The following is a 14,891-nucleotide window of genomic DNA, read 5'->3' as shown; positions in this document are numbered from 1 at the left end:
TGGCCTTGACCAACGAAGGAGACCACCATGGATGAAAGACCTGCACCGGCCCGGCGTTTGGACCAACCCACGGCAGACACCAGCGCCACCTTGGGCGGCACAGTGGAACCCGTGGATCGCTCCGCCATCGCCATCCGGACCTTCCAGACACCCGAGCCAGAGCCGGGCGAGCGGTACGAACTGCGCGATCCGTTTGCCGAAATCACCTACCGCACCGACCGCTACCAGGACATGGTGGCCAAAGCCGACCAGCTCGGCGCCAACCGGTTTGTCGTCGTGGATGTGCGCGGGCAAAAGTCCTTCGTCCACAAGATCGACGGGCAATGGCGGCGGGACGAAGCCCGAGATGCCCAGCCCCCCGCGACCGCCACGCAAGCGAAACCGGCAAAGACCGATCCAGCACGCCAGACGGCAGAGTCGAATGTCATCCCCTTACCGGCCAAAGACAAAGGGGTGGAAACACCCGACGCATCCAACCCGCAAACAAGCGCCCGCATGGACGCGCAGGCCGAACGCGAAGCGCTCGTCTCCCGGCTGGAAGCTGCCTTGATGGACCGCTACATCATCAAGCGCACCCCGGTCACGCTGGGCGACGTCAGCCTCGGCCTGACCGAATACCGCTTCCGGGGCGACACCGCGCGCGTGGCCTTCACCGAATCCACCTTCCGACTGGCGACAGACACCAACAGCCCCTCGGTGGCTCGCTCCATGGTCGACGTGGCCGAAGCCCGCAACTGGCGGTCCCTGCGGGTCACGGGCAGCGAAGACTTCCGCCGCCTGGTCTGGCTGGAAGCCGCAGCGCGCGGCGTGAAGACCCTGGGCTACGAACCCAACCCGGCGGACCAGGAACGCCTCAAGGTGGAACGCGAGCTGCGCCAGATCAACCGCATCGAACCACACCGGGACGCCAGCACCCCAACAGCCGCAACCAATGCCGACAAACCATCAGGCCGTGGCAGTGGTGGCCGCAAGACCGTGCTGGCCGCCATCGAAGCCATCCTCGTCGCCAACCGGGTGCCCGAGAAGCGGCGCGAAGCCGTCATGGTCGCAGCCGCCGAGAAGCTGGCCCAGCGCATCCGAGACGGCCAGAACCCCAAGGTGCGGATCTACGACAAGAACGCCCCGTCCCAGCGCCCGGTGGTGGCGACCCAGCAGGACCCGCAGCGCAGTCGCGAACGCGCTGCACCTGCCCGCTGAAGTGTCGCGATGAACACAACTGCGGCCGTGGAAGCGGCCTACGCCATCGGCGATCAACGCTGGGCGAGAGACGCCCCCGGCTTCGCGAATGCCATCGCCACGGCGCACGAGAAACACCTGCGCCCCCGCTGCCTCTGCCAGCCTGGCCAGCCGGGCATCGAGATGTACGTGGCCCGCGTCCTGAACGGTTTCACAGTCAAGCGCATGCCCAACACCGGCAGCCAACACGCCACCACCTGTCCGTCCTACGAACCACCAGCCGAGTTCAGCGGCCTCGGCCCGCTGGTTGGCACGGCCATCGTCGAGAACCCGGCCACCGGCATGACGACGCTCAAGCTCGACTTTCCGATGTCCAAACTGCCCGGCCGGGCCGCGCAGCCCCCATCAGCCAGTTCCAGCAGCAGCGTGGTCGCCCACGGCCACCGGCTAGGCCTGCGCGCCCTGCTGCACTACCTGTGGGACCAGGCCGAACTGACCCACTGGAAACCCGGGTTTGCCGGCCGTCGCACCTGGAGCACCGTGCGCAAACACCTGCTGCAGGCCGCCGAAAACAAGTTCGTCCACGGCCACGCCCTGCTGGGCAGCCTCTACATCCCCGAGGTGTTTTCGGTGGAACAGCTCGACGCCATCCAGTCCCGCCGACAACGGTTGTGGGCGCATGGAGCACCGCGACACGGGCAACCCCAGCCCCTGCTGCTCATGGTGGCCGAAGTCAAGGACATCTCACCCACCCGCTACGGGCACAAGGTGGTCTTCAAACACCTGCCCGACCAAGCCTTCGCGCTGGACGACGCGCTGTACCGGCGCCTGGGCAGAAGCTTTGAACACGAGCTCACTCTCTGGGGCACCGAGCCCGACCTGCACTTGGTCATGATCGCCACCTTCCGCGTGGACGAAGCTGGCACACCGGGCATCGTGGAACTCTCCCTCATGCTCACCACCGCGCAGTGGCTACCGGTGGACGACGGCTGGGACAGGCAACTGGTCGCGGCGCTGCTGCGGCAGGGTCGCAACTTCATCAAAAGTCTCCGGTACAACGTGCCCACCACCCAGGCACTGGTCTGTGCCAGCCTGCTGGACTGCAGCCCTGCGCCCTACCCACTCTTCATCGACCGCGAGCACAACCCGGAAGCATCCCCGGCGATGGCAATCACAGAGCCCGACAGCGACAACCCTGAATGGCGGTGGAACCCAACCCACGGCGACATGCCCGCGCTGCCGCTGCGCCAGCAGACCGACCCGATCCAGCTTCCTCAACCAGCCCCTTCCAGTTCCGATATCAGGAATTTTCCAGATATCCGAATCAAACAAAATATATAAACTTATATCCGAAAAGGATTTTTGGACTTAGAGTCCAGATATCCATCCACCCCATTTCAGATACCAGCCACCATGGTTCAGTTTGTTCACCACCCGCTGCGGCTGCTGAACCCCAGCTTTGACTCGCCGCTGCTGGATGTATTGACAGACCTGGAGCACCTGCGGCGCCTGCAGATTCAGGGCACCACGCCCATGCCGGTGTTCATGCAGCTCAAGCAGGTCTTCCACGTGCTGGAGAGCCTGGCCTCGGCACGCATCGAGGGCAACCACACCACGCTGGCCGACTACGTGGAAGCCAGGGTGATCGACGGCCCGAACCGGTCCGAACAGCTGCAGGAAATCGCCAACATCGAGCGTGCCATGCAGCAGGTGGAAGACAGCGTGGAGCCCGGTGAGCCAGTGACGGAGCACCTGCTGCGCGGCCTGCACGCCACCACGGTGGATGGCCTCAAGCGCGAGGGCGACACCAACCCCGGCGCCTACCGCCAGGGAGCGGTGAAGATCGCCCAGGCCGACCACCAGCCGCCCGAGGCACCCCAGGTGCCGGACTACATGACCGAACTGGTCACGTTCATCAACCGGGCGGACCCGCCCAAGTACGACCTGATGAAGGTCGCGCTGGCGCACCACCGGTTCGCCTGGGTGCACCCGTTTGGCAACGGCAATGGCCGGGTGGTGCGCCTGCTCACCTACGCCATGCTCATCAAGTACGGCTTCCGCGTGAATGCGGTGGTCCGGCTGCTCAACCCGGCGGCCGTGTTCTGCGCCGATCGCAACGCCTACTACGCCCGGCTGGGCGACGCCGATGCAGGCACCGACGAAGCGCTGGAGCGCTGGTGTGTATACGTGCTCAGCGGTGTGCGCGACGAGCTGACCAAGGTGGACCGCCTCGCCGATTACGAACACCTAAAAGCCAAGGTGCTGCTGCCTGCGGTGAACTACGCCCGCGAACGGCAGCTGATCACCCCGCTGGAACAGGCGGTGCTGACCACCACCATCAAAGCTGGCACGGTGAAGGCGGGTGACCTGGAAGCTGCCATGCCCGACCTCAACGCCAACCAGCGCACCTACCAGATACGCAAGCTGGTGGACGGCGGCATGCTGCAGCCCATCAACCCGGGCGCGCGGCAATACAGCATCGGGTTCAGCCACAACATGCTGTTGCGTGGCGTGGTGCGCGCGCTGACGGATGAGGGGTTCATCCCCGCTGCGCTGGTCGCGCCGCCCGTCTGAAAGACTGGACTGCAGCTGTGGCAGACAGTTGGTGTTGCCAGGTGGGCTTTTGCTGATTGCCACGAAGCGGCTGCTCAGTTTGCCGACGCACAATGTCCCGAGTGACGACTGTGCGGGGCCATGCAGTCGTCCTTTGGACATTTGCCTATAGCGGATACACTGTACGAATCCACATATCATCGACCATCATCTGAGAACTCAACTGATGGGAAAAGACACCCGCATTGAATGGACCCATCACACCTTCAACCCGTGGTGGGGTTGTGTTCGCGTGTCCGACGCCTGCGACCATTGCTATGCCGAGACTTGGGCAAAGCGCCTCGGGGAAGACGTCTGGGGGCCGAAATCCGAACGTCGTTTTTTTGGAGACGCACACTGGAAAGAGCCCTTGAAGTGGAACCGTGAAGCATCGGAAAGCAAAACCCGTCGACGGGTGTTTTGCGCCTCCATGGCTGATGTCTTTGAAAACAGAGAAGACTTGATCCCGCATCGGCTTCGCTTGCTGGATCTCATTGCAGCCACGCCACATCTGGACTGGCTACTGCTGACCAAACGCATTCACCTGGTGCGCAAGCAGTTGCCCAAGGGCTATGAATTTCCTTCCAACGTTTGGCTGGGCGCAACGGTCGAGAACCAGAGTGCAGCTGACAAGCGATTGAAGCATTTGCTCCAGTTCAAGACACCAGCAGTCCGGTTCCTGTCGTGTGAGCCACTTTTGGGACCACTGGATTTATCCCGATGGCTTCAAGTTGGGGAACTGGGCACTCGTGTGGACTGGGTCATTGCTGGCGGCGAGTCCGGGCCTGGATCACGACCCATGGACCCAAAATGGCCTGACGATCTACGCCAGCAGTGCAATAGAACCGGGGTGGCTTTTCACTTCAAACAGTGGGGGCACTGGGCGCCCCTGGAGCAGGCGGCACCAGCTGTCACTGGTCGCACGCCGATCTTCATAGTCCGGAACGGCGGCTCCGAGGTCAAGCTCGCTGCTGTTGGGAAAGGAAAAGCCGGTCGTTCCTTGGCGGGGCGTCATTGGGATCAATTCCCAAGCACCGGGGATGGGGTGTAGCGGCGAACGACATCAGTTCTGCAGAAAGGCTTGAGCTTGGCAAAGAGTCACTACGACTGGGAGGACGGACCGGCAGAGATCGATCCGCATAGTGTCACTAAGCATGAAGTTTTGGTCGGCTACCTCGTACGGTATTTCGAGCAACGAACCCTCAATGCGCGAGGGCGGGAGCGACTTCGAATCACGCTCGTTGACGGATTTTGCGGGGGCGGTCTCTACACGCTCAAAGGACAAGCCAAGGAAGTTCTTGGCTCCCCGCTGCGCATGCTGAACGCAGTCGAAGAGGCCCGAGTGCTCATCAATGCCAATAGGACAAAGCCCATCGACCTGGATGTTCAATATGTGTTCATTGACAAGGACCAGCGAGCTTTGTCGCATCTGACGATGGTCCTGCAAAACCGGGGCTTCGGTCACCTGATCGGCAATGCCATACACGTCATTCATGAGGACTTTGTTTCTGCAACGCCGGTGGTCTTCAAGCTGATCCAAGCCCACACGCCGAAAGCACGCACAGCCATCTATTTCCTGGACCAGTATGGATACAGCGAAGTACCAGCACCGTTGATTCGGCAGATATTCGCGAACTCACCTGGCAGCGAGGTGGTGCTGACGTTTCATGTCGCGGCATTTGCCACCTACACCAACGACCAATTCACGGACCAGGTCTCCGAGAAGTTGGCGGTAGATATTCGCGCTGCCTTGGGCGGCAGGACTGTCGAGCAGATCAAGGAAGAGGACTCGGCTGATTGGCGTCGCTTTATACAGGCAGCGTTGTATCAAGCGTTGGTGAAGGGGTGTGGTGCCGAGTACTTCACGCCCTTTTTCATTCGTGGTGAAGGCAGCGGCCAAGGTGAGTACTGGTTGGTTCATCTCTCACAACACCACCGTGCCCAGGACGTGATGAAGCAGGTCCACTGGCAGCATCAGAATCATTCCATCCACTACGGTGGAGCAGGTCTCGACATGTTGGCATCACACATGATGGGGTTTCGGCAGGAGTTCACCGGGGGATTCCAGTTCGACGATGTGGCGTTGAGCCAATCGGCCGAGGCGTTGCCGCAGCAACTGGCAACGCACATTTTTGAACGGCGCCAACCCTTGCAGATCGGCGAGTTGTATGCCTCCACCTGCAATACGTCCCCTGGCACTTCCATCATGTACAAGCAGGCTTTGGAACTTCTATTGGGAGCTCAGGACATCGTGGTTCGATCTGATGAGGGCGTCACCCGGAGGCACGCGAAATACATGCGTGATACGGACTGGGTAGAGCGCAGCCCCCAAGGAGCCCTTTTCAGCTTGCCGCGGGGAGACGCGTGATGAGTTTTCGTCTCATCAACGATGCTGACCCTCTTCCGTACTTGCCCGTAGAGCATGGTCGGAACGGTGAGGGCGTGGGTTCGTGGGTCCCGGACATGAAACACACATTCCTTGCCAAGTACGTGGAGGGAACGCGTAGGGCCAGGGAGAAGTTCAAGCAGCGTGTGTACGTTGACCTGTTCTGTGGACCAGGCCGTATCCAGGTCAAGGGCGAAGCAGCAACGCGTCCTGGCGGAGCTCAAGTGGCCTGGGCGCATTCACTTCGGGACAACGTGGCGTTCACTTCGTGTTTTGTCGGTGACCTGGACGCCGAACGGGCATCCGCCTGTGCGGAACGACTTTGCGCAATGGGTGCACAAGCAACAGCGTTGCCTGGTGCTGCTGAATCAACGGTTGACCAAGTACTTGGAAGGATTCCCAGAAGCGCGCTGTGTCTCGCCTACCTGGATCCATACAACTTGCAGTACCTCTCTTTCAGTGTGATCGAAAAGCTGGCACGGCTGAGTTTCGTTGATTTCGCCGTGCACTTCAGCACGATGGATTTGAGACGCAATGTGCTGATGGAGTACAACCCGGAGAGGGCGCGATTCGACGCTGCGGCACCCGGCTGGCGCGATCATATTGATCCTCTTGCGTTCGTGCGCGGCGATGCTGACGAGGCATTCTTTGACTACTGGTGCGGGCTGGTACGGAACCTCGGATTCTCGATCAGTCATCGCATGCCACTGATTCGGGACGAAGGAAATCGCCCGCTCTACCACCTGGTTTTTTTCAGTCGACATGAGCTCCCGAACAGGATATGGGGGGATGTTGCTCAGGGGCCCAACCGAGAGTTCGATTTCTAACCTCACGAAATTAAGTGGCACCCCAGCCAAGCTTCTGTGCGTACGATGTAACTGTCTCAGCAACCTGGAATTCAAGCAATGACTCAGTGCACAGCACCAGTTCGTGGACACAATTCTGCAGCGGCTGCGGCCGCCTGTCCTGCGTGTCGATACCGCTACGGCCGGGGTTACGGCTATAGCAGCGGGTACAGCAGCCCGTCCTACCCTTCGTATTCGTCGTCCACGTCGAGCGGGAGTTCTAGCGGGAGCAGTGGCAGTCGATCGAGCGGCACTTCCCGACCGCGTTGGTCGCGCACTGGCTCCACCGTCTTGTACACCTCGGCCCAAGTGCAATCCCTCACGCCAGTCCGCGAGGCCGTTGAAAGAGTGGCTGTTCAACAGCCCGATCTGCGCGACTGTTTCCTGTGCCACGCATGGACTGACCGGCAGGGTGCAGCCAAGGACCTTGACGACGCGCTCAAGGCTGCTGGCGTCAAAACATGGTTCAGTGAATTGGACCTTGGCCTCGGCGTGCCGATGATGCGAACCATTGATCGGGGGTTGGCCAATTCGCGCATCGGTCTTGTGCTGGTCACGCCGAATTTCATCAAGGGGCTTCCAAATCAGGGCGTTGCCGATAAGGAACTCTCCGCCTTACTCGCCGGCAATCGTCTCGTGCCCATCGTGCACGAGACAACCTACGACGAATTGCGGAATGTGAGTCCTTTGCTTGCCTCTCGGACCGGCCTCGACACCAAGGAAGACACGATGGCCCAGGTCGCCGACAAGATCGCCGAGTTAGTCAAGATCTGGACTTAGCGCAGCATGGAGGGACGTCAGCCCGTCAAAGGCTGCAGCCAATCTCGGCAACACCGGCATGACCCAATCTGGCATGTCACCTGAACAGGTCGACGCCGTCGTCTCTCTTCGGGAGTGTGACCGGCAGTTCTCCGTCCGGATATGTCGTTCAAGTTGCCACGTGCGTGTGAGCAGAGATAGCTGCCTGTGACCACAGATGGGCCTATTCACGGTTCCATCCAGCCTTGGCCGGCCGGCCTGCAGACGCTTAGTGGCTCGGTAGGCTCTGAAGTCAACGACGAATTTGCGAATCGACAGCCGAACCAGGTCGCTGAAAATCCCTGCCGGCCTCATGTGTTGTCTTCTGCATCGTCCACGATGCGGACGCCTCCTGTATGAAGATCGCAATCGATCCAGCCAGCTTCACGTCCCGCGCATTGGCTGATCCCGCCAGGGCACGCCCTATGTGCAGCCAGCCCTTCAAGGCTTCGGTCCTGCTGGCACGTGCCCTGTCTCCTGAAGTGGTGCTAGATCGAGTCTTCCTCAAACGCCCTGCCTCGTTGGCTTTCAGTTGCCACAGGTCCGGGTAGCTCACGCTCCGACCTCGGGTGGCCTGCCGGGTGGCTTCGGCTTCGACCCCGTAGCCACGCAGCTTTTCTGCAAAGGTCTCTCGCCATCGCTGCAGGTCGGCCTTGCGCGGGTTGAGTCGTCTGCCGCTCATTGACTCAGCCCGCACGCTGATGTGCACGTGCGGGTTGGCTTGGTGGTCGTGCAGCACCATCACGTATTTGTGGCCTGCCAGTTCGGTCTGTGCAAACTCACGCGCCGCCCGCTGGACGATCAACGGGTCGGTACCCCGGGGCATGGACAGCATGATGTTGAAAGCCTCGCGCCGGTAGCCTTCGTCCCCGATCAGGCTGCCGCCGTAGCGCCAGTCTTCGCTCAGCTCGTGCACAGCCGATTTGCCGCGGACCGTGTCGCCTTGTTCGGTCTCGATATCGAGCCGGCCGTTCTTGCCGATGTAGCGGAAATGGGCGGCAATGGCCAGCATGCCCCGCCCTCCCCCGGTGACCTTGACCATGACCTGGGGCGCTCTCTTCACCACGGTGGCTTCGATGCGTTTGCGGATGGCGTCTGCGCGCTGACGCATACCTCCATCGCTCAGCCTGGGCTGCGGCTTGACCTTGACCACACGGTTGCCCGGGTAGAACAGGCGATCACCCCACTGGATGAGCACCCCATCGATGTTCGGCGCTTGGCTCATGGCGTTCTCCTGGTAGTCACCGGATGGTCCGGTGGGTGGTTTCAGCGGATGACACACGCGGGCGCAGATCGGCCATCAGGGCCGCCGCCTGGGTGAGATGGCGATGCACGTCTGCGTCCAACGTGTCGAGCATGTCGCGGTAGACCAGCGCCTTTTGCACGTTGCTCTGGGTCAGCAGACGCGTGAGGGCGTGGATGTTGCGGCTGAGGCTTGAGAGCTGTGCGTTGGATGTGGTGAGCGCAGAGAGCAACTCGGTGCGGCTTGCGCCCGTGGTCAACGCGGGGATGCCTGCGATGAGCCCTGCCAAGTAAGCGCCGCGCGACAACCCTGCTGCGCGCGAACCGGCTGCCAGTCTCTCGGCCTCAGAGGTTGTCAATCTGATTGACAACTTGATCTGGGACTGGCGCAAAGGGGCGATGCTCTCGAAACCTGTGATCGGCGGTGGAAGCGATTCAGCCTGCCCAAGTTCGCGGGCCACAGCCCGACGAACCAGTACCGACACGCTCTCACGCCGAGCCTGAGCATGGGCCACCAGCGCGGCCTTCAAGCCGCGCATATCGACCGTGACGAAGTCAGGGTTGTGGGTGTTCATGGGTCAACCGAAAGGTCCAAACGTGAGCGAAGCGAGTCGTTTGTAAAACCGGCGGCGTGCCGCCTATCCTGCACTCAACCATGCACCTATGCTCTCCGAGAACCGACTGGTTCGATGCGCTGGATTCGGTCGAAAATCCAGCAAGACCATTGGGTGTCCGATGGCGGCCAGGTTGTCAATCAGATTGACAACCGGCCAGGCCGAGGTCGCATGCAGAAACCTTTGAACCACATGGGAGGGAACGATTTGAACGACACGTCACAGCCTCGCGGGCTGGAAAGAACACCTGAGCGAGATGAGGTGCTGCGCCGGATCGGTCGCAATGTGGTGAATTTCCAGATGGTTGAGGCCATGCTCAAGCACCTGAACGCCACTGCTTCTGTGCACGGACCGGCAAGCCAGTTGGCAGAGCGCATGGAGGCGCAGAGAACTGCCGTACACCGGAAGACCATGGGCGAACTGGCAGGCAGGATGGTGACCCATGTCCTGCAAGCACCACCCGAACACCAAACGCCGGACGAGATCACAGAGCCTTGGATTGGCTTTCACTTCTCTGTGGAGACCGACGCACAGTTCATTGACCAGCACGACCAGGAGATGCGCGCCCTGGTGGAGGCGCGCAACGATCTGATTCACCACTTCCTGCCACGCTGGTACTCAGCAGTGGACGGCGATGCAGACGCTGCCCTGGCTTATCTGGATGCCAAGCGTGACGAAACCTTTCGCATGCTGGACAGACTCAGGGGCTGGGTGACCACGATGGATGAAGGGCGGAAACAGCTGGCGGCCTTCTTTGCATCGTCCGAGGGCGCGCGACAGATGGAACTTGGATTCCTGCAGAGCAGTCACCTGGTGGCGATGCTTGGCGAGATCGCTCTGAAGACGGCACGACTTGATGGGTGGGCGTACCTCACCACGGCACTCAACTTGATCCGGAGCAAGGCGCCCGACGAGCTGGAGGACCTGCAGAAGCGCTACGGCCACCAGAACCTCAAAGGCATTCTGCTGGCCGCCGAGTACTTCGATGTGATTGATGAAGCGCTGCCCAACGGGGGGAGTCGCACGGTGTACCGGATCAATGATCGGTACACGCTGCATATTGGGCAAGGTGATGCGGCCGAACAGGTGTCGGCTGCCAAGGCCCTCCCGGTTGTCAATCAGATTGACAACTCGTGTCCCGCGTCAGGCCGATAAGGATCAGTCGACCCGTGTCCACAGCCTCCGGTTGGCCGCCCTTCACAGGGATCACGAAAAGCTGTCTTGCCTTGGGCGGGGCCTGCAGCGTGTTCACCACGACCTCGGCTCCATCCAGAAGAGCAATCAATTTGGGTTGCTGTTGACGTGACTTCCGCGCCCCTGTTCCAGCCTCGCCAGTCCTGAGACCAGCTTCCACGGATTCGAGCAGTGCTGATGTACCACGCCGCACACTGCCTGAACCCTCAGCAAGTTCGGCCCGGAGAGCCATCACAACATCCCGGGTAATGGGACTGCGATCCGAAGTCCAAGCCTCAACGTACTGCGGATGCTCCCCGGCCAGCTTACGCAACTCATGGAGTTCGTTCATACCGCGGCAGCGCCCTTCTCGGTACGCGGCCATCAGCCAGTCCGGTGGATCGATCAGCGCCGTCGCCAGGGTCACGTACTGCCGGCTCTTGCCTATGGCCCGCGCGATGTCGGCCTGAGTCTGACCCTGGTTCAGTGCCCGCTGCACAAACAGCGCGATCTCCAGCGGGCTCAGGCCTTTGCGCTGCTCGTTCTCAATGAACTGGTCCGCGCTGTTGGCGGTCTGATCAACGAAGGCGGGTATCTCGGAAAGTCCGACCCGCTTGCAGGCCCGCAGGCGACGGGCGCCGAAGTTGAGCATCCAGCGCCCGGGCTGGGTGGGGTGTGCGCGCACCGAGACCGGCTGGCGCACGCCCCGCTCCCGGATGGTTTCGGCCAGTTCGTCCAGACTTTGCTCGTCGAACTCCTGGCGAGGTTGATCCGGGTCTTCGTCGATGGTGTCCAGCGGAATCCGCAAGGGAGTTCCGCCCTCTCCCCCAGTGGGTGGCAGCAGGTCCAGACTATCCAGCGACAGCGCCATGGTCCGCTCCGTTGATAGGGGTAGTGATGGTGTTTGCCTGCGCAGGTGACTCCGCCAGAACGGCTTTCGCGATCACTGCCATGGCGACCTCGCTCTCGCGCCAGGCGTCGCGCGCGGCGGTCTTCTTCATCTCCCACAGCACCAGGCCTTCGGCCTGCGCTTCGGCCACGGCGGAGCGGCGTGGCATGGACGCGTACTGCCCCGGCTTGGGACCGTAGGGAATCAGGATGGGGTGGAACTTCTGCACCAGCTGCAGGAAGTTCTCCCGCTGAAACGGGTTGGCCTCCACCATCACCGGGAGCAGCCCGATCAGGTGCAGCTTCGGGTTGAGCATCGACGTGATCTTTCGCACCCCCACCCGAGGGTGGTTGAGCAGGGCGTGCACGCCGTCCAGCGCTTCCTGGTTGAGCTGGATCGGCGAGAGCACGCAGTCGGCGGAAGCCAGTGCCGCAATCATGCGGATGTCCGGGTTGGGGTTGGTGTCGATGAGGCAGACATCGAACCGGTCGTCCATGGCCTTGAGGAAGACCCTTAGGTGGTTCGCGAAATCGTTGTGCAGGCCGGGCTGGCGCTCCAGCCCGGACATGTCCCGGTCAGCGGCGACGAGGACGAAGTCCGCAGCCGGGATGACCGGACTCGCCTGCGTGAGCAAGGCGCTGGCCGGGACTTCGGCCACGGCCACGCGCTGGGACTTGCGCAACGGGTCGGAGAAATTGCCCTGGTGGTCCAGGTCGATGGCCAGCACGCGGCAGCCGAGTTTGCGGAAATAGTGGGCCAGCAAGGTGGCGACGGCGGATTTGCCGACGCCACCCTTCTGGTTGGCGAGCACAAGGGTCTTCATAGGAGTCCTCCAACGCGACCGACAAGGGAGGTCGAGGCGGAGGACGTTTCCCGGGCGCCGCGCTCGATGCGCCGACGGCCGGGATCGCGCGAGCCGGCGCCGGCCGGCGAGCGCGTTTCAGAAGTTCACGCGCACGCACCGTCCGATGATGGGTGCGGAGCGGCGCGTGGCCAGCGCTGGATTCGGGGTTGAATCCAGCGCCGGGTTCGTTCAGGCCTTGTGGATCAGGCCTTGAGCTTGCGCATCTCTTCGGCCAGCACCCACAGCGCGCGGTTCAGGCTCACGCTGCGGTCGATGCTGGCAACCGGGCGGGTGTGAAGGCGCCGCCCCTTTGCACCGCGTCCGGGCTGACCACCACGCAGGGCGTTTTCTTGCACCCGTTGGAAGGTGGTCCACAGGCTGTTGCCGAAGTCCTCCGGCCGGCGGGCTTCGATCAACTGCTCAGCGGTCACCGGGGCCGGTGGTTCGCCCTCCCCTCGTTCACCGTATCGCAGCGCCAGGGCGGCGGTGGCAAAGGCCTGCTGTTCCTCGCGCTGCAGCGGCAGGGCTTTCATGCTGTCGGTGGACGCGTCCACCAACTCGAAGTCGTCCAGCACCCGGAACGCGCCTTCGATCACCTCGTCCTGGATGTTGCCCTTGTGCGGGATGCGGATGTCGTTGGTCACGTCGCCGACCACCAAACCGTTGCAGCAGACAAACCTGAAAACACCCGCGAGCATCTGGTAACTGCTGGCGCCGTCGTGGCTGTTGATCAGGATGATCTCGTTGGCCTCGGGCCGGGTGTTCACCTGGCCAGCGTGGCGCATGCGGATCATGTGCTTGGTGAACTCGGTCTTGCCTTCGATGCGGCTCTTGCTCTGGGCCACCATGAAGGGCTCGAAGCCTTCGTGGCGCAGACCGCGCAGCACGTCGATGGTGGGGATGTAGGTGTAGCGCTCGGAACGGCTGCCGTGCTTGCCTTCGGCAAAGATGGACGGCGCGGCCCGGCGCATCTGGTCTTCGGCCAGCGGGGTCTCGCTGCGGATGACGAAGGTGTTCTCGCCGAAGCGGGCGGCCAGACGCGGGGAATGGGCGGTAGAGATCATGGTGATGCTCCTGGTTCGGAAAATGCGGAAGAAGGGATACCGGGCGGGCGAACCGCCCGGTGTGTGAATTCAGGCGTGTGCCGGTTGGCGCTCGTTGCGGGCCTTGCGGCTGTTGTTGGGTGCGCTGGGGGCTGCTGCAGGGGGATCGCCTGCGCCCTCGCGCGCGCGGCGTGCTTCGCCTTCGGCCTTGCTGTCGAGGTAGTCGATTTCGTCGACGGTGAACGCCAGCCCATAGACCTCCACCCCGTCGTTGTCCTGGTAGTGGTTGTTGCGCACCCGGCCGACGATGTTCACGTGCGAGCCCTTGCCCAGGTACTCGGCGGCGTGTTCGGCCTGCTTGGCCCACAGCGTCCACTGGATCGCGGTGGCTTCCTCGGAGCGTTCTTCGCCGCTGCCCCGGCGGCTGTTGCTGATGGCGGTCAGCACCGCCTTGGCGACCTTGCCTTCGCGACCGTTGACGAATTCGAGCTTGACGGCGGATGCCAGGTGCGCGTGGCGCTGGATGACTTGAACGTTGGCCATGGTGAAACTCCTTGCAAGAACGACCAGCCGGACCCCGATCCGGGCTCCTCAAAACCGATCCTCTCGCTCGGACTCCCTCGCTCCCGCCCACGGGCGGGCGGGGGTGGGCAAGGCCCCTTCCTCGGGAAGGGGTGGGGGATGGGGAAACCTTGCAGCACGAAACAGTGAGCCAGTCACCTGGCCCACCGCTGAAAGATCCCCCCACAAGTCCCCCTCACCTGTGGATGGGGGCGCCGTGGGGGAGTGCGGTGGGCCCCTTGGCGCACGCGCTGCCCCAGCCTCTTCGGGCGACCAGCGAAGCGCAGGCGGCCGGGTGAGCTGAGCAGCGGCGGCTCTGCGGACGGCGTGACACTAAGCGCAGCGACTGGCGCGACGTTCGAGCCGCTGCGATCACTTCAGGGGTTCGCTTTCTCCGGAATTCCCAGCGGCCCGGCTTCGGGTTTGGCGGGTGACCGGGGGGACGATCTGACGGGCGGGACGGGACCACAGCGCAGCGGCGGGAGTGGACCGAATGCCAGTTCGTCCAGCGGGCTCGTTCCCGTGCAGCGGGAAGGAAATCAGACCGCGACCCCGGGCACGGGTACGGGCCGCTATTCCCTGTGCTGCCGGTGCACACCGGCCACGCTCCGCCCTCCCCTGTGACCGCGCACAGCGCGCTGATCAACAACAAAAAAATGGGGCCGAAGGCCCCAGGGGTTACACGAGGCCAAGCTCGGCCATGTATGTTGCGCTCCACATACATGGCC

At 62.5% G+C, this 14,891-nt stretch carries 14 protein-coding genes; 8 read left to right on the top strand and 6 right to left on the bottom strand.

Annotation, left to right across the window (positions count from 1 at the left end):
• Positions 1 to 27: 27 nt before the first annotated feature.
• The 7 genes from KYG_RS06790 to KYG_RS06760 all read left to right on the top strand — a co-directional run bounded on the left by KYG_RS06790 (position 28) and on the right by KYG_RS06760 (position 7,779).
• Positions 28 to 1,197, top strand: a complete 1,170-nt coding sequence (locus KYG_RS06790) for an LPD7 domain-containing protein (protein ID WP_008904113.1) — start codon at positions 28 to 30, stop codon at positions 1,195 to 1,197.
• Between the two features lie 9 nt (positions 1,198 to 1,206).
• Entirely contained in the window at positions 1,207 to 2,517 is a 1,311-nt protein-coding gene (locus tag KYG_RS06785) for a DUF1173 domain-containing protein (RefSeq protein ID WP_008904112.1), read from the top strand.
• A gap of 72 nt (positions 2,518 to 2,589) precedes the next feature.
• Entirely contained in the window at positions 2,590 to 3,750 is a 1,161-nt protein-coding gene (locus KYG_RS06780) for a Fic family protein (RefSeq protein WP_008904111.1), read from the top strand.
• Between the two features lie 205 nt (positions 3,751 to 3,955).
• Positions 3,956 to 4,819: a DUF5131 family protein gene (locus KYG_RS06775; protein ID WP_008904110.1), complete on the top strand. Its 864-nt coding sequence runs from the start codon at positions 3,956 to 3,958 to the stop codon at positions 4,817 to 4,819.
• A gap of 36 nt (positions 4,820 to 4,855) precedes the next feature.
• The gene (locus KYG_RS06770) at positions 4,856 to 6,136 is read left to right on the top strand and encodes a three-Cys-motif partner protein TcmP (protein ID WP_034693527.1); all 1,281 of its coding nucleotides are present in this window, start codon (positions 4,856 to 4,858) and stop codon (positions 6,134 to 6,136) included.
• 95 nt (positions 6,137 to 6,231) lie between these two features.
• Positions 6,232 to 6,981, top strand: coding sequence for a three-Cys-motif partner protein TcmP (locus KYG_RS06765; RefSeq protein WP_237707215.1), 750 nt, complete (start codon positions 6,232 to 6,234; stop codon positions 6,979 to 6,981).
• Between the two features lie 309 nt (positions 6,982 to 7,290).
• Complete coding sequence (locus tag KYG_RS06760) at positions 7,291 to 7,779, top strand: toll/interleukin-1 receptor domain-containing protein (RefSeq protein ID WP_008904106.1); 489 nt, start codon at positions 7,291 to 7,293, stop codon at positions 7,777 to 7,779.
• A 271-nt stretch (positions 7,780 to 8,050) separates the two neighbouring features.
• On the opposite strand, the gene KYG_RS06755 is transcribed toward KYG_RS06760, so the two are convergent.
• Positions 8,051 to 9,022, bottom strand: coding sequence for a relaxase/mobilization nuclease domain-containing protein (locus KYG_RS06755; RefSeq protein ID WP_008904105.1), 972 nt, complete (start codon positions 9,020 to 9,022; stop codon positions 8,051 to 8,053).
• Positions 9,023 to 9,038: 16 nt separating this feature from the next.
• Entirely contained in the window at positions 9,039 to 9,614 is a 576-nt protein-coding gene (locus tag KYG_RS06750) for a hypothetical protein (RefSeq protein ID WP_008904104.1), read from the bottom strand.
• A gap of 246 nt (positions 9,615 to 9,860) precedes the next feature.
• On the opposite strand from KYG_RS06750, the gene KYG_RS06745 reads away from it, so the two are divergent.
• The gene (locus KYG_RS06745; protein ID WP_139019313.1) at positions 9,861 to 10,808 is read left to right on the top strand and encodes a hypothetical protein; all 948 of its coding nucleotides are present in this window, start codon (positions 9,861 to 9,863) and stop codon (positions 10,806 to 10,808) included.
• Here the strand turns inward: KYG_RS06745 and KYG_RS06740 are convergent.
• The 4 genes from KYG_RS06740 to KYG_RS06725 form a co-directional block, all read right to left on the bottom strand.
• Positions 10,768 to 11,697: a ParB/RepB/Spo0J family partition protein gene (locus tag KYG_RS06740; RefSeq protein WP_008904102.1), complete on the bottom strand. Its 930-nt coding sequence runs from the start codon at positions 11,695 to 11,697 to the stop codon at positions 10,768 to 10,770. The genes KYG_RS06745 and KYG_RS06740 overlap by 41 nt on opposite strands.
• Positions 11,678 to 12,538: a ParA family protein gene (locus KYG_RS06735; RefSeq protein ID WP_008904101.1), complete on the bottom strand. Its 861-nt coding sequence runs from the start codon at positions 12,536 to 12,538 to the stop codon at positions 11,678 to 11,680. The genes KYG_RS06740 and KYG_RS06735 overlap by 20 nt, the downstream gene beginning before the upstream one ends.
• 224 nt (positions 12,539 to 12,762) lie before the next feature.
• Entirely contained in the window at positions 12,763 to 13,623 is an 861-nt protein-coding gene (locus tag KYG_RS06730) for a DUF932 domain-containing protein (protein WP_008904100.1), read from the bottom strand.
• A gap of 69 nt (positions 13,624 to 13,692) precedes the next feature.
• A complete protein-coding gene (locus KYG_RS06725; RefSeq protein ID WP_008904099.1) occupies positions 13,693 to 14,145 on the bottom strand; it encodes a single-stranded DNA-binding protein in 453 nt (150 codons plus the stop codon).
• Positions 14,146 to 14,891 lie beyond the last annotated feature (746 nt).

Origin of the sequence: Acidovorax sp. NO-1 (genome assembly GCF_000238595.1) — a bacterium.
Taxonomy (GTDB): Bacteria; Pseudomonadota; Gammaproteobacteria; order Burkholderiales; family Burkholderiaceae_C; genus Acidovorax.
This window is presented reverse-complemented; position numbering and strand designations above follow the sequence as displayed.

Coding starts and splice junctions, on each gene's coding strand:
- KYG_RS06790 (WP_008904113.1), top strand. CDS start 28: ATGGATGAAAGACCTGCACCGGCCCGGCGTTTGGACCAACCCACGGCA.
- KYG_RS06785 (WP_008904112.1), top strand. CDS start 1,207: ATGAACACAACTGCGGCCGTGGAAGCGGCCTACGCCATCGGCGATCAA.
- KYG_RS06780 (WP_008904111.1), top strand. CDS start 2,590: ATGGTTCAGTTTGTTCACCACCCGCTGCGGCTGCTGAACCCCAGCTTT.
- KYG_RS06775 (WP_008904110.1), top strand. CDS start 3,956: ATGGGAAAAGACACCCGCATTGAATGGACCCATCACACCTTCAACCCG.
- KYG_RS06765 (WP_237707215.1), top strand. CDS start 6,232: ATGAAACACACATTCCTTGCCAAGTACGTGGAGGGAACGCGTAGGGCC.
- KYG_RS06755 (WP_008904105.1), bottom strand. CDS start 9,022: ATGAGCCAAGCGCCGAACATCGATGGGGTGCTCATCCAGTGGGGTGAT.
- KYG_RS06750 (WP_008904104.1), bottom strand. CDS start 9,614: ATGAACACCCACAACCCTGACTTCGTCACGGTCGATATGCGCGGCTTG.
- KYG_RS06740 (WP_008904102.1), bottom strand. CDS start 11,697: ATGGCGCTGTCGCTGGATAGTCTGGACCTGCTGCCACCCACTGGGGGA.
- KYG_RS06735 (WP_008904101.1), bottom strand. CDS start 12,538: ATGAAGACCCTTGTGCTCGCCAACCAGAAGGGTGGCGTCGGCAAATCC.
- KYG_RS06730 (WP_008904100.1), bottom strand. CDS start 13,623: ATGATCTCTACCGCCCATTCCCCGCGTCTGGCCGCCCGCTTCGGCGAG.
- KYG_RS06725 (WP_008904099.1), bottom strand. CDS start 14,145: ATGGCCAACGTTCAAGTCATCCAGCGCCACGCGCACCTGGCATCCGCC.